Genomic DNA, 13,159 nt, shown 5'->3' on the forward strand with positions numbered 1-13,159 from the left:
CCGGCATCCCGCCGCAGGGCGGGCCGCAGCAGCCCCCGGCACAGGGCGGCGCGGCTCCGCAGGCGGCGGGCGACCGCAGCCCGACCACCTTCCACCAGCTGGACCTCGGCCGCGTCATGCGCATCGGCCGTGCCCTGGAGAACGAGCTGGTCGTCTCCGACCTGCAGGTCTCCCGGCACCACGCGGAATTCCGGGCCACGCCCGACGGCCGCTTCGAGATCCACGACCTGGGCAGCCACAACGGTACGTACGTCAACGGCCAGCCGGTCCCCAAGAGCGGCTCGGCCCTCATCGGGCCCAACGACACCGTCGGTGTCGGTCACTCGACGTTCCGGCTGGTCGGCGACCGGCTGGAAGAGTTCGTCGACACCGGTGAGGTCTCCTTCTCCGCGCGCCACCTGACCGTCACGGTCGAGGGCGGCAAGCAGATCCTGAAGGACGTCTCCTTCGGCGTGCCCGAGAAGTCGCTGGTCGCGGTCATCGGCCCGTCCGGCTCCGGCAAGTCCACGCTGCTCAAGGCGCTCACCGGTTACCGCCCCGCCAACCAGGGCGACGTCCTCTACGACAACCGGAACCTCTACAAGCAGTTCGCCGAGCTGCGGCAGCGCATCGGTCTGGTCCCGCAGGACGACATCCTGCACAAGGAGCTGACCGTCCAGAAGGCGCTGCGGTACGCGGCCAAGCTCCGCTTCCCCGGTGACACCGCGGAGGCCGAGCGCGAGGCCCGCATCGACGAGGTGCTGCACGAGCTCAAGCTGCACGTGCACAAGGAGAAGAAGGTCACCTCGCTCTCCGGCGGCCAGCGCAAGCGCGTCTCGGTCGCCCTGGAGCTGCTGACCAAGCCGTCGCTGATCTTCCTGGACGAGCCGACCTCCGGCCTGGACCCGGGCATGGACCGCGACGTCATGAAGCTGCTGCGCGACCTCGCCGACGACGGCCGCACGGTCCTGGTCGTCACGCACTCCGTCGCCGAGCTCGCGCTCTGCGACAAGCTGCTGGTCATGGCGCCCGGCGGCGGCGTCGCCTACTTCGGCCCGCCCGAGGAGGCGCTGAACTTCTTCCAGTACGAGACCTGGGCGGACGTCTTCTCGGCGTTCGAGAACTACCGGGACTACGACTGGATGGGCCGCTGGCGCGGCTCCCCGCACTACCAGATGTACGCGGCCGACATCGACGCCGTGGCGCCGCAGTCGGTCAGCGTCCAGGCGCCGCCGGCCCGCATGCAGAAGTCCCAGAGCTGGGGCTCGCAGCTGTGGACCCTGATGCGGCGGTACGTCTCCGTGATCGCCTCCGACCGCGGTTTCCTGGGCCTGATGCTGATCCTGCCGGCCGTGCTCGGCGTGGTCTCCATGCTGATCCCCAGCGACTTCGGCCTCGGATACGGGCCGCTGAACCGGGCCCGTACCAACCGCGACGCCACGACGATCATGCTGATCCTCACGGTCGGCATGTGCTTCTCCGGCGCGGCCAACTCCGTACGCGAACTGATCAAGGAACGCGTCATCTACGAGCGCGAACGGGCCACCGGCCTGTCCCGCTCGGCGTATCTGATGTCCAAGGTGATCGTGCTCGGCCTGGTCACGGCCGTGCAGGGCGTGATCATCGCGGTGATCGGCTTCTCGACCCGGAACATGCCCTCCGAAGGCCTGATCATCAAGGACCTGCCCGCCATCGAGATGACCGTCGCGATCATCGCGCTCGGCTTCACCTCGATGATGTTCGGCCTGCTGATCTCCGCGCTGGTCAAGACCGCCGAGAAGACCATGCCGCTGCTGGTCATGTTCGCCATCGTGCAGGTCGTCTTCACCGGCGTGCTCTTCCAGCTCTTCGACACCCCGGGCGTCGCGCAGGTCTCCTGGCTGATGCCCTCGCGCTGGGCGGTCGCCGCGCTGGGCGCCACCGCGGACCTGAACACCCTGCTCCCCTGGGAGAAGGGCAACCCGGACCCGCTGTGGCAGCACCAGACCGGCGTCTACGTGATGGACATGGTCTTCATGCTGGCGCTCGGCGTGATCCTCGCCTTCGCGGTGGCGCGCCTGCTGCGCCGCCACGAGCCCGAGGTCATGCGCAAGTGACGCTCCCCTGAGGCAGCGCATACGAAGAGCCGCGAGGGGCGGCACCCGGGAATCGGGTGCCGCCCCTCGCGGCGTTCATCGTCCGGCGCCGGTGCTCCGGCGCGCCGCAGTGGCTCAGTACGCCGAGTCGACGTTGTCCATCGAGCCGTACTTGTCGGCCGCGTAGTTGCAGGCGGCGACGATGTTGGCGACCGGGTCGTACAGGTCGTTCGCCGTGCCGGCCACGTGGTACTGCTCGAAGGTCGGCTGGATGACCTGCAGCAGGCCCTTGGACGGGATACCCATCTGGGCGTTCACGTCCCAGTTGTTGATCGCCCGGGGGTTACCGCCGGACTCACGGATGACGTTGCGCTTGATGCCCTCGTAGGAGCCGGGGATCCCCTTCTGCTTCATGATCGAGAGGGATTCCTTGATCCAGCCGTCGAGGTTGTTGGCGTAGGTGACCGGCTTGCGCTCGGCGGACCGGCTCGCGGCCTGCGTCGTGCGCTGCTGGTCGGCCTTGTTCTTGGCGGCCTCCTTGGCCTGCGCGGCCGCGTCGGAGGCGGCCTTGGCCTTGGCCTCGGCGGCGGCCTTGGCGTCGCCCTCGGCCTGCTTCTTCGCGGCGAAGGCGGAGGCACCGGCCTGGTCGGCGGCACGGGTGCTGTCCTGGGTCAGCTCGGCGTTCTGGGCCTTGGCGGCCGCGTTGTCGACCAGGCTGTACGCCGAGGAGTCGTCCACCACGTGGTAGGCGACGGGCTTCACGTTCTGGGCCGTCGCGGAGTGGGCCGGCTCGGCGTTGGCCGAACCCGGGACGACGGCGAAGACCACGGCCGCGGCGCCGCCCGCGGCAACTGCGGCGGCGGAGAGCTTGTGATTCCGGTTCAGGCGGCTGTAGCCAGGAATGGCGTGCAGGGGCATGCGGAAAGAACCTCTTCCAATGGGGGACGTCGCGTGGGCCGGATTGGCGCGAGAACGCCGAGATCCTTTTCCACGGCGCCGGGCGACGTCAGCCATTGTTAGCGGTCGAAATTTGACCCTGCAATCATGTGACGTACGAAGCTGGATAGTGGAACCTCGGGCCACCGAATTGCGTCCGAAAGCACTCAGTCCAAGGGGTGCACCGGATCAACTCCTGCGGCTGCCCACATTCACACACCACTAACGCCGGTCGTAAGTGATGTACGCCCTATGCCCGGGCTCACATGTTTAGAGACGCCGGCTGCCGTTATGTCATTGACTCCATACGGAAAGTGAGCGCCGTCCGGGCAAGGAAAAGGCCGCCTTCCTTTCCCCTATATATAGGGGGCAGAAAGTCCCGGCCCCGGGGCGCCGATGGTCCTCCGCCGGCCCTACGCCCCAGGACCTAGCCGGGGCCCCGCCGCAGGCGGATACGTGCCGTGCGGGCCGCCGGTACGGTGAGTCCATGACCAAGGGACCAGGGGCGGAGCGGGGAGCCGGGCTCTCCGCGGTGAGCGGCGCCATCCTCGCCATGAGCCGGCACCTGGAGGTGCGCGACGTCCTCAAGACGATCGTCGCGTCGGCCCGCGAGCTGCTGGACGCGGAGTACGCCGCGCTCGGCGTGCCGGACGACCACGGCGGCTTCGCGCAGTTCGTCGTGGACGGGGTGAGCGAGGAGCAGTGGAAGGCCATCGGCCCGCTGCCCCGCCAGCACGGCATCCTCGCCGCGATGCTCCAGGAGGCCACCCCGCAGCGCCTCGGCGACGTCCGCCAGGACCCCCGCTTCGAGGGCTGGCCCGGCGCCCACCCCGAGATGTCCGACTTCCTGGGCATGCCGGTCGCCGACGGCGACGAGATCCTCGGTGCGCTCTTCCTCGCCAACAAGAGGTGCCCGAAGCCGGCCGGCGGCTGCGGCTTCACCGGAGAGGACGAGGCGCTGCTCGGCATGCTCGCCCAGCACGCCGCCATCGCCCTGACCAACGCCCGGCTGTACGAGCGCAGCCGCGAGCTGACCATCGCGGGGGAGCGCGCCCGGCTGGCGCACGAGCTGCACGACGCGGTCTCCCAGAAGCTCTTCTCGCTGCGGCTGACCGCGCAGGCCGCCACCGCCCTGGTCGACCGCGACCCGGCCCGCGCCAAGGGCGAGCTGCAGCAGGTCGCGCGGCTCGCCGCGGAGGCCGCCGACGAGCTGCGGGCCGCCGTGGTGGAGCTGCGCCCCGCGGCCCTGGACGAGGACGGCCTGATAGCCACGCTGCGTACCCAGATACAGGTCCTGGACCGCGCGCACAGCGCCAAGGTCACTTTCGCCTCCCACGGGCTGCGGGCGCTGCCCGCCGCGCAGGAGGAGGCGCTGCTGCGGGTGGCACAGGAAGCCCTGCACAACGCGCTGCGCCACGCCGACGCGCAGCGTGTCGACGTCACTCTCGTACGCCACTGGCAGGGCGCGGTGCTCCGGATCGCCGACGACGGCCGCGGCTTCGACCCCGGCGCCGTCCGCCGGGCCGGGCGCCACCTCGGCCTGGTGTCCATGCGGGACCGGGCGAGCGGCGTCGGCGGCACGCTCACGGTGGAGTCGGAGCCCGGCAAGGGCACCGCTGTCGAGATGGAGGTCCCCGGTGGCTGACGGAGGCAGGGGCCCGCTCGGCGGCCCCATCAAGGTGCTGCTGGTCGACGACCACCAGGTCGTACGGCGCGGGCTGCGCACGTTCCTGGAGGTACAGGACGACATCGAGGTCGTGGGGGAGGCCGCCGACGGCGAGGAGGGGGTCGCCGCCGCCGAGCGGCTCGAGCCCGATGTCGTACTGATGGACATCAAGATGCCCGGCATGGACGGCGTCGAGGCGCTGCGGCTGCTCCGGGAGCAGCACAATCCCGCCCGCGTGCTGATCGTGACGAGCTTCACCGAACAGCGGACCGTCATCCCGGCACTGCGGGCGGGCGCCGCGGGCTATGTCTACAAGGACATCGACCCCGACGCGCTGGCCGGCGCCATCCGGTCCGTGCACGCCGGGCACGTCCTGCTCCAGCCCGAGGTGGCCGACGCGCTGCTCAGCCAGGAGGACACGGGCGGCGGCCAGGGCCGCGGCGGCTCCCTCACCGACCGGGAGCGCGAGGTACTGGCCCTGATAGCGGACGGCCGCTCCAACCGAGAGATAGCCCGCGCCCTGGTCCTCTCCGAGAAAACGGTCAAGACCCACGTCTCGAACATCCTCATGAAACTGGACCTGTCGGACCGCACCCAGGCAGCCCTGTGGGCGGTCCGCCACGGGGTGGGCGCGTAAACGCTGCTGTACGGCGCTGGTGGGGGCCGCGCGCAGCGCGCCCCTTCAGGGGCGCGGGGAACTGCGCGCCCAGCCACAACGGTGCCGCGCCCGGGCGCATACCGACACCCCTACGGCGCCCGCCGCTCCCGCTCCTCCACAGCCGCGTTGTACGCCGCCACCTGCGCCCGCCGCGCAGTCCGCTCAACCGGACGCAACGCGTCCCCGCGCGCGGCCATCTGCGAGGCGCTGACCGCCGCACCGTGCTCCCGGCCGTCCCCGCCCGCAGGGCGGCTCGCGATGCCGATCAGCGCGCCGACCTTCTGCGCCAGCTCCAGCACCCGCACCGCGCGCGGCGGATACCCCGGCGCCAGCAGCTGCCGCCCGGCCTCGGCCCGCGCCCGATACGCCGCCAGCGCCGCGTCGGCGACCGGGCCCGATCCGGCCACATCCAGCTTCGCCAGCAGCTCCGTCGCCTCCAGCAGCGCCTGCGTCAGCTCCCGCTCCGCCTCGCCCAGCGAGGGCACATCGGCCGGCGGCGCGTCCCGTACGGCCATGCAGTGCCATACGACCTCGACGTGCACATCGCCCTCGGGCCCGGCCTCGTGCACCTCCGGCACCAGACCCAGCGCCACCCCGCACGCGGTGACCGCTTCCTCGGCCACTATCGCGCGGGCGTTGAACTCCGGCGGGCCGCTCAGTCCCAGCGGGTGCCCCGGCACCGGCAGCGCCACCCGCAGTCCGGTCGCGCCCAGCGCCCGCAGCCGGCCCAGCGCGAGCGTCAGCCCCACAGGGCCCGGCTCGCCGGGCAGCCCGGTGACGCGGTGCACCGCGTCACCCTCGGCGATCCGCTCCGCTGCGTCATCAGGTGGGACAAGCCCGGCCAACAGGGCGTTTCCCCACGCGGCCAGCCGTCCTGATCGAGGTTCATCGAGCATGGACCCAGCCTAAGGACAGCCGCTGACAATGGGTGGCGTAGGTTTGCAGAGGGCTGCGCCCACAGGCGCACCGACGACCGAGATGCAATGGGAGACAACGCGCTCATGAGCGATGTTCTGGAGCTGGTGGACGTATCCGTGGTCCGCGAGGGCCGGGCTCTGGTGGACCAGGTCTCCTGGTCGGTGAAGGAGGGAGAGCGCTGGGTGATCCTGGGCCCGAACGGCGCAGGCAAGACCACCCTCCTCAATGTCGCCTCCAGCTATGTCTTCCCGACCACGGGCACCAGCACGATCCTCGGCGAGACGCTCGGCAAGGTCGACGTCTTCGACCTCCGCCCGCGCATCGGCATGGCCGGCATCGCGCTCGCGGACAAGCTGCCGCGCCGCCAGACCGTGCTGCAGACCGTGCTCACCGCCGCGTACGGCATGACCGCCACCTGGCAGGAGCACTACGACCAGGTCGACGAGCAGCGCGCCCGCGCCTTCCTCGACCGGCTGGGCATGACCAAGTACCTCGACCGGAAGTTCGGCACCCTCTCCGAGGGCGAGCGCAAGCGCACCCTCATCGCCCGCGCGATGATGACCGACCCGGAGCTGCTCCTGCTGGACGAGCCGGCCGCAGGGCTGGACCTCGGCGGCCGCGAGGACCTCGTACGCCGCCTCGGCAGACTCGCCCGCGACCCGTTCGCACCGTCGATGATCATGGTCACCCACCACGTCGAGGAGATCGCGCCCGGCTTCACCCACGTCCTGATGATCCGTCAGGGCAAGGTGCTCGCCGCCGGCCCCATCGACCTGGAGCTGACCTCCAGCAACCTCTCCCGCTGCTTCGGCCTGCCGCTCGTCGTCGAGCGCAACGGCGACCGCTGGACCGCCCAAGGTCTGCCGCTCGCCTGACAGTTGGCGCGGAACGGGCCCTGACCGAGGTCGGGGCCGAAAAGCCCCGGCCCGATCCGGCCGCGATCGATCGCACCCTGTCCGCGACGCCGTCCGCGGATCTACCATGACACCGTGGATGCATGGGTGTGGTGGCTCATCGCTGCCGTAGGACTGGGAATTCCGCTCGTCGTCACCGCGATGCCCGAATTCGGGATGTTCGCGGTCGGCGCCGTCGCCGGTGCCGTGGTGGCCGCCCTGGGCGGCGGCATGGTCACGCAGGTCGTCGTCTTCGCCGCGGTCTCGATCGCGCTCGTCGCCGTCGTCCGCCCGATCGCCAACCGCGCCCGCTCCCGGCGACCGGGCGTGGCCTCCGGCATCGACGCCCTGAAGGGCAGGCAGGCCACGGTGCTCGAACGGGTCGACGGCTCCGGCGGCGGCCGCATCAAGCTCAACGGCGAGGTCTGGTCGGCACGCGCACTGGACGAGGGCCAGGTGTACGAGCCGGGGCAGAAAGTGGACGTCGTGGACATCGAGGGAGCAACCGCCGTCGTCATGTGACGTTCCTGCTCAACAGCCCTCTGCGGGACCGGAGAACGGCCTGCGCAAGAGGTGAGTCTCTGAAAGACTCGATCAACGACTCGCCGGGCGGGACCGGCCGACAGCTATGGAAGGACACGAGGAGCCACTGTGGAACCGATCATCATTGTCCTGATCATCCTGGTGGTGCTGGTGTTCATCGCACTCATCAAGACGATCCAGGTCATTCCGCAGGCCAGCGCCGCCATCGTCGAGCGCTTCGGCCGCTACACCCGCACGCTGAACGCGGGCCTGAACATCGTCGTGCCGTTCATCGACTCCATCCGCAACCGCATCGACCTGCGCGAACAGGTCGTGCCCTTCCCGCCCCAGCCGGTCATCACGCAGGACAACCTCGTCGTCAACATCGACACCGTCATCTACTACCAGGTGACGGACGCCCGCGCCGCGACGTACGAGGTCGCCAGCTATATCCAGGCGATCGAGCAGCTCACCGTCACCACGCTCCGGAACATCATCGGCGGCATGGACCTGGAGCGCACCCTCACCTCCCGCGAGGAGATCAACGCCGCGCTGCGCGGCGTCCTGGACGAGGCCACGGGCAAGTGGGGCATCCGCGTCAACCGCGTCGAGCTCAAGGCCATCGAGCCGCCGACCTCCATCCAGGACTCGATGGAGAAGCAGATGCGCGCCGACCGTGACAAGCGCGCCGCGATCCTCCAGGCCGAAGGTGTCCGGCAGTCCGAGATCCTGCGCGCCGAGGGCGAGAAGCAGTCCGCGATCCTCCGCGCCGAAGGTGAGGCCAAGGCCGCGGCCCTGCGCGCCGAGGGCGAGGCCCAGGCGATCCGTACGGTCTTCGAGTCCATCCACGCCGGCGACGCGGACCAGAAGCTGCTCTCGTACCAGTACCTCCAGATGCTTCCGAAGATCGCCGAGGGCGACGCCAACAAGCTCTGGATCGTGCCCAGCGAGATCGGCGACGCGCTCAAGGGCCTCGGCGGCGCCCTCGGCAACTTCGCGCCCGGCGGCGGCACCCCGCCCGCCCCCACCACCCCCCTCGAGAAGCCGTCCATCGACTGACACCGCGCCACGGCCGTCTCGGACCGTGGTCCCGCAGCGCACCCACCGGACCCCTGGTGCATGATCGGTTCATGACGCACCGATCACGCGCCAGGGGTTCCGCATGACCTTCTGGGAAGCGCTCGCCGTCTTCGCCGCGGGGCTGGGCGCCGGAGCCATCAACGTCGTCGTCGGCTCCGGGACGCTCATCACCTTCCCGGTCCTGCTCGGCATCGGCCTGCCACCCGTCACCGCCAACGTCTCCAACAACCTCGGCCTCGTGCCGGGCTCCATCAGCGGTGCCATCGGCTACCGCCGCGAACTGCGCGGCCAGGGCCGCCGCATCCTCCGCTTTGGCGCCACGGCCCTCGTCGGCGGCCTGACGGGCGCCGTCCTGCTGCTCGCCCTGCCCTCCGACGCCTTCGCCGCGATCGTCCCCGCCCTCGTCGCCATCGCCCTCGTCCTCGTCGTCCTGCAGCCCCGGCTGTCCGCCGCCGTCAAGGCCCGCCGCGCCCGCAACGGCACCGTCCCGCACCGCGACGGCGGCATCGCGCTCCTGACCGGCCTGCTGTTCTCCAGCGCGTACGGCGGTTACTTCGGCGCCGCCCAGGGCGTCCTGTACATCTCCCTGATGGGCCTGCTGCTCGACGAGGGCCTGCAGCGCGTCAACGCCCTCAAGAACGTGCTCGCGCTGGTCGTCAACGGCATCGCCGCGGTGTTCTTCCTCTTCGTCGCCGACTTCGACTGGACGGCCGTCGTCCTGATCGCCGTCGGTTCCGCGCTCGGCGGCCAGCTCGGCGCCAAGATCGGCCGCCGGCTGCCGCCCGCCGTCCTGCGCGGCGTCATCGTCGTGGTCGGCGTGGTCGCCATCGTGCAGCTGGCGCTGCGCTGAGGGCCGGTACTCGTACGCGTCGAGTACCGGCCCTCAGCCACCCTCAACCGTCCTACGCGGGCAGCGCCAGCCAGTCCGGCAGCTCGTCCCGCAGGGACGCCCCCAGCGCCGCCAGCATCGTGTCGGCGGGCGTCGGCACGAACGGCCGCCGCAGCAGCTCCATCCCCGCCTGCTCCGGCGTCCGGTCCGCCTTGCGGTGGTTGTCCTCGGCACAGGAGGCGACCGTGTTCAGCCAGGTGTCACCGCCCCCATGCGCCCGCGGCACGACATGGTCGACGGTCGTCGCCCGCCGCCCGCAGTACGCGCACCGGTGCTGGTCCCGCACCAGTACGCCGCGCCGCGACCACGGCGCCTGTCTTCGGAACGGCACCCGTACGTACCTGCTCAGCCTGATCACCTGCGGTACCGGGAGATCCACCGCGGCGCCCCGGATGCGCAGCCCGGGGTGCGCCTGCTCGACCACGGCCTTGTCCTGCATGACCAGCACGACCGCGCGCCGCAGCGACACCGTCGACAGCGGCTCGAAGCTCGCGTTGAGGACCAGCGTCTCGCGCATCCCGACCACCTCCCGCATCCCGTCCGCCGCTCGGCGAAGTGGCTCCACTGTGCAGTTCCAGTGATCCCCCGGACAACGCAATTTCCGTATGCCGCAAGGGAGATGACAGGTGAGCAGCGGACGAACGAATGGCGAACCGGGAAGGGGAGCGAGCAGCGGAAAAGGGGTACGCTCCGGGCCCCGTCCCCCGTGACAAGGGACCCGGAGCGTCACGGCAGCCGGCGCGGGCGTCCGACACGAAGCGGACTCCGGCAGACAGCGGGGGACACACCTGCGCCCCGCCGCCCCCGCCACTGCGGTGCCGACTGCCCGACGGCCATATGGCACCGTCGGCCAAGCACCACTGTGCGATCCGGGGCGCCGGGGCGCAACGGAATTACGGGCGAGCCCGCGTCACCCCTCGGCGGGGATCTCGTACTCGCCGATCAGCTGGGCCCGGCCCAGCGTGTGGAACCGCAGGTTGAAGCCCACCACGGCAGGCGACGCGTCCGCGTCCGGGCCGAGCTTCTCCTGGTCCACCGCGTACACGGTGAAGACGTAACGGTGCGGGCCGTCCCCCGGAGGCGGCGCCGCGCCCCCGAAGTCACGCGTCCCGTAGTCGTTCCGTACGTGCACCGCGCCCTCGGGCAGGCCCTTCATGTCACCGGAGCCCGCACCGGCCGGCAGCTCCGTCACCGACGCCGGGATGTCGAACACGGACCAGTGCCAGAAACCGCTGCCGGTCGGCGCGTCCGGGTCGTAGCAGCTGACGGCGTAGCTCCGGGTGCCCTCCGGGGCGCCCTCCCACCGCAGCTGCGGCGAGGTGTTCCCCGCGCTGAGCACCTGGGCGTCCGCCAGCGTCCCGCCCTCCTGCAGATCGTCGCTCACGACGGTGAACGAAGGCACCTGCGGGTGGAAATCGTGCGGGAGCGGCCGCCGCTTCAGCTCGGACACTGCAACACCTCCTGATCGTGTACTGACGTTTCCCGGCCAGGTTAGAACCAGTTGCGCTTGCCGCCCACCTCGGCCAGCCACTGGTTCAGGTACGCCGCCCAGTCCGTGCCCTGGAAGTCGTGCAGGCCCACCTCGAAGGCGCGGTAGGTGTCGCTCCCTTCGGTGAACAGCCCCGGCTTCTTGTCCATCTCCAGTACGACGTCCATCGCCCGGTCGTCCGCCACGAAGGACAGCTCGACCTGGTTCAGCCCCCGGTACTGCTGCGGCGCGAAGAACTCGATCTCCTGGTAGAAGGGCAGCTTCTGCCGCGAGCCCCGGATGTGCCCGCGCTCCAGGTCCGCGTTCTTGAAGCGGAACCCGAGCTGCCCGAAGGCGTCGAGGATCGCCTGCTGCGCCGGCAGCGGGTGCACGTTCACCGGATCGAGGTCACCGGAGTCGACCGCACGGGCGATCGCCAGCTCGGTCGTCACGCCGACGTTCATCCCGTGCAGGTGCTGCCCCAGGAACGTCGTCACCGGCGTCTCCCACGGGATCTCCAGCCCGAACGGCACGGTGTGCGCCGCGCCGGCCTGCACCTCGAAGGCGCCGCCCAGCTTCTGCTTGGTGAACTCGATGCTCTCCTTGCGCTCCCCCTCGCTGGTCTCGACCTCGACCACGGCCTGCAGCCCGACCGACAGCCCCTCGATCTGCTGCGGCACCGAACCGCCCTGGATGCGCACCTCACCCTGCACCACGCCACCGGGGACGACGTTCTCCTCGAAGAGCACCGTCTCCACCGACGCGCCTCCAGCACCCAGACTCGCCAGCAGCTTCTTGAACCCCATTGATCGTCCTCCCCAGGCACGTGCCTGTTCTTCGGTGATGTCCGGCCGCGGCACACCTGCCCGGTCCGGGTCCGATCCCTACGAACGCGAAACGGCGTACGGCGGTTCCCCCGGCGGCCGGTCGCCGCACGCCCACACCCTGCCAAGACGCGGTACTTCCCGGCCACTCCGCGGTCCCCGAAGAGAACGGGCGAGGTCCACTACCCTGGGAACGCATGATCTCCGAACCCACCCGTATGCCGCTCCCGCGGACATTCTTCGACCGCCCAGTCCTCGAAGTCGCCCCCGATCTGCTCGGCCGCACCCTCGTGCGCAGCACCCCCGAGGGCCCCATCGAACTGCGCCTCACGGAGGTCGAGGCGTACGACGGCGAGAACGACCCCGGCTCGCACGCCTACCGGGGCCGCACCGAGCGGAACGCCTCGATGTTCGGCCCGCCCGGACACGCGTACGTCTATTTCATCTACGGCATGTGGTTCAGCCTCAACCTGGTCTGCGGCCCCAACGGCTACGCCAGTGGTGTCCTGCTGCGCGCCGGCGAGGTGCTCAGCGGTACGGAGCAGGTGGCCGAGCGCCGCCCGAAGTCCCGCCGCCCGAGTGAACTGGCCCAGGGCCCGGCCCGGCTGGCCACCGGCCTCGCCATCGACCGGCAGCTGAACGGCACGGACGTGTGCGCGGGCCCCGGTGCGCCGCTGTCCGTCCTCCAGGGCACGCCGGCCGCCCCTGACCTGGTACGCAGCGGACCGCGCACCGGTGTCGGCGGCGAGGGCGCGACCCACCCGTGGCGCTTCTGGATCGCGGGCGACCCGACGGTCAGCGCGTACCGGGCACACGTCCCCCGGAAGCGCCGGACCAGGGCTGCTTGACTCTGCCCGGGCAGAGCCGTAACGTGGCCCGAGCCGCTTGAGACGGGCAGCGCTATGTGCGCACGCCGCAGGCGGCACCACCATCACTTTCGAACGACTCCCTCAATCGGGTCTCCATCGGCGTTGCCGAAAAACAGACTGCGATTGCGTCGGTCCGACCCCGTCGGCGCCGATTATGAGCAATCAAGGGAATCCGCTAAAGTGAGGGCACGCCGAAAAGCCCGCAGTGCAAATTGCAGCTCTACGGCGAACCCCGCCGACGGGAATCGGAAACGAATTCGGACCGACTGCGACTTTCGAGAAGCAGGGGAAAGAATGAGGATCTGATAGAGTCGGACTCGCCGGAAGGGAAAGCCCGAAAGGGCCGGACCGGAAAGCAACCCCGCTCCGACAGGGGGCCGGA

13 protein-coding genes are annotated in these 13,159 nt (G+C 70.5%); 8 read left to right on the forward strand and 5 right to left on the reverse strand.

The window, feature by feature from the left end; translation table 11 throughout:
* The coding region (locus tag ABT381_RS31985) for an ABC transporter ATP-binding protein/permease (protein WP_351600393.1) at positions 1–2,075 on the forward strand (2,075 nt) is incomplete at its 5' end.
* 114 nt (positions 2,076–2,189) lie between these two features.
* Here the strand turns inward: ABT381_RS31985 and ABT381_RS31990 are convergent.
* Positions 2,190–2,972 (reverse strand): transglycosylase SLT domain-containing protein, encoded by a 783-nt coding sequence (locus ABT381_RS31990; protein WP_351600395.1) that lies wholly within the window; start codon positions 2,970–2,972, stop codon positions 2,190–2,192.
* A gap of 505 nt (positions 2,973–3,477) precedes the next feature.
* Between ABT381_RS31990 and ABT381_RS31995 the strand changes: the two genes are divergently transcribed.
* Both ABT381_RS31995 and ABT381_RS32000 read left to right on the forward strand, forming a co-directional pair.
* Positions 3,478–4,635: a GAF domain-containing sensor histidine kinase gene (locus ABT381_RS31995; RefSeq protein ID WP_351600398.1), complete on the forward strand. Its 1,158-nt coding sequence runs from the start codon at positions 3,478–3,480 to the stop codon at positions 4,633–4,635.
* Positions 4,628–5,293, forward strand: coding sequence for a response regulator (locus tag ABT381_RS32000; RefSeq protein ID WP_351600400.1), 666 nt, complete (start codon positions 4,628–4,630; stop codon positions 5,291–5,293). The genes ABT381_RS31995 and ABT381_RS32000 overlap by 8 nt, the downstream gene beginning before the upstream one ends.
* 110 nt (positions 5,294–5,403) lie before the next feature.
* Here the strand turns inward: ABT381_RS32000 and ABT381_RS32005 are convergent, their stop codons facing one another.
* A complete protein-coding gene (locus ABT381_RS32005; RefSeq protein WP_351600402.1) occupies positions 5,404–6,210 on the reverse strand; it encodes an Rv1486c family protein in 807 nt (268 codons plus the stop codon).
* Between the two features lie 87 nt (positions 6,211–6,297).
* Here ABT381_RS32005 and ABT381_RS32010 point away from each other — a divergent pair, with 87 nt between their 5' ends.
* The 4 genes from ABT381_RS32010 (at position 6,298) to ABT381_RS32025 (ending at position 9,577) form a co-directional block, all read left to right on the forward strand.
* Positions 6,298–7,107 (forward strand): ABC transporter ATP-binding protein, encoded by an 810-nt coding sequence (locus ABT381_RS32010; protein WP_351600404.1) that lies wholly within the window; start codon positions 6,298–6,300, stop codon positions 7,105–7,107.
* A 126-nt stretch (positions 7,108–7,233) separates the two neighbouring features.
* On the forward strand, positions 7,234–7,647 hold the full coding sequence (locus tag ABT381_RS32015; RefSeq protein WP_351600417.1) for an NfeD family protein: 414 nt from the start codon (positions 7,234–7,236) through the stop codon (positions 7,645–7,647).
* Between the two features lie 129 nt (positions 7,648–7,776).
* Positions 7,777–8,706: an SPFH domain-containing protein gene (locus ABT381_RS32020; RefSeq protein WP_351600406.1), complete on the forward strand. Its 930-nt coding sequence runs from the start codon at positions 7,777–7,779 to the stop codon at positions 8,704–8,706.
* 103 nt (positions 8,707–8,809) lie between these two features.
* On the forward strand, positions 8,810–9,577 hold the full coding sequence (locus ABT381_RS32025) for a sulfite exporter TauE/SafE family protein (protein WP_351600408.1): 768 nt from the start codon (positions 8,810–8,812) through the stop codon (positions 9,575–9,577).
* Positions 9,578–9,629: 52 nt separating this feature from the next.
* On the opposite strand, the gene ABT381_RS32030 is transcribed toward ABT381_RS32025, so the two are convergent.
* The 3 genes from ABT381_RS32030 to ABT381_RS32040 form a co-directional block, all read right to left on the reverse strand.
* Entirely contained in the window at positions 9,630–10,133 is a 504-nt protein-coding gene (locus tag ABT381_RS32030) for an HNH endonuclease (RefSeq protein ID WP_351600409.1), read from the reverse strand.
* A 393-nt stretch (positions 10,134–10,526) separates the two neighbouring features.
* Positions 10,527–11,066, reverse strand: coding sequence for a YbhB/YbcL family Raf kinase inhibitor-like protein (locus tag ABT381_RS32035; RefSeq protein WP_351600411.1), 540 nt, complete (start codon positions 11,064–11,066; stop codon positions 10,527–10,529).
* Between the two features lie 41 nt (positions 11,067–11,107).
* The gene (locus ABT381_RS32040; protein ID WP_351600413.1) at positions 11,108–11,890 is read right to left on the reverse strand and encodes a sporulation protein; all 783 of its coding nucleotides are present in this window, start codon (positions 11,888–11,890) and stop codon (positions 11,108–11,110) included.
* Between the two features lie 215 nt (positions 11,891–12,105).
* Between ABT381_RS32040 and ABT381_RS32045 the strand changes: the two genes are divergently transcribed.
* A complete protein-coding gene (locus ABT381_RS32045; protein WP_351600415.1) occupies positions 12,106–12,756 on the forward strand; it encodes a DNA-3-methyladenine glycosylase in 651 nt (216 codons plus the stop codon).
* Positions 12,757–13,159 lie beyond the last annotated feature (403 nt).

This window comes from Streptomyces sp. NPDC000151, assembly GCF_040301705.1.
Taxonomy (GTDB): domain Bacteria; phylum Actinomycetota; class Actinomycetes; order Streptomycetales; family Streptomycetaceae; genus Streptomyces.

What these genes read in the sequence shown, in the direction of transcription:
- ABT381_RS31995 (WP_351600398.1), top strand. Translation starts at nt 3,478, where the DNA reads ATGACCAAGGGACCAGGGGCGGAGCGGGGAGCCGGGCTCTCCGCGGTG.
- ABT381_RS32005 (WP_351600402.1), bottom strand. Translation starts at nt 6,210, where the DNA reads ATGCTCGATGAACCTCGATCAGGACGGCTGGCCGCGTGGGGAAACGCC.
- ABT381_RS32025 (WP_351600408.1), top strand. Translation starts at nt 8,810, where the DNA reads ATGACCTTCTGGGAAGCGCTCGCCGTCTTCGCCGCGGGGCTGGGCGCC.
- ABT381_RS32045 (WP_351600415.1), top strand. Translation starts at nt 12,106, where the DNA reads ATGATCTCCGAACCCACCCGTATGCCGCTCCCGCGGACATTCTTCGAC.
- ABT381_RS32040 (WP_351600413.1), bottom strand. Translation starts at nt 11,890, where the DNA reads ATGGGGTTCAAGAAGCTGCTGGCGAGTCTGGGTGCTGGAGGCGCGTCG.
- ABT381_RS31990 (WP_351600395.1), bottom strand. Translation starts at nt 2,972, where the DNA reads ATGCCCCTGCACGCCATTCCTGGCTACAGCCGCCTGAACCGGAATCAC.
- ABT381_RS32010 (WP_351600404.1), top strand. Translation starts at nt 6,298, where the DNA reads ATGGGAGACAACGCGCTCATGAGCGATGTTCTGGAGCTGGTGGACGTA.
- ABT381_RS32030 (WP_351600409.1), bottom strand. Translation starts at nt 10,133, where the DNA reads ATGCGCGAGACGCTGGTCCTCAACGCGAGCTTCGAGCCGCTGTCGACG.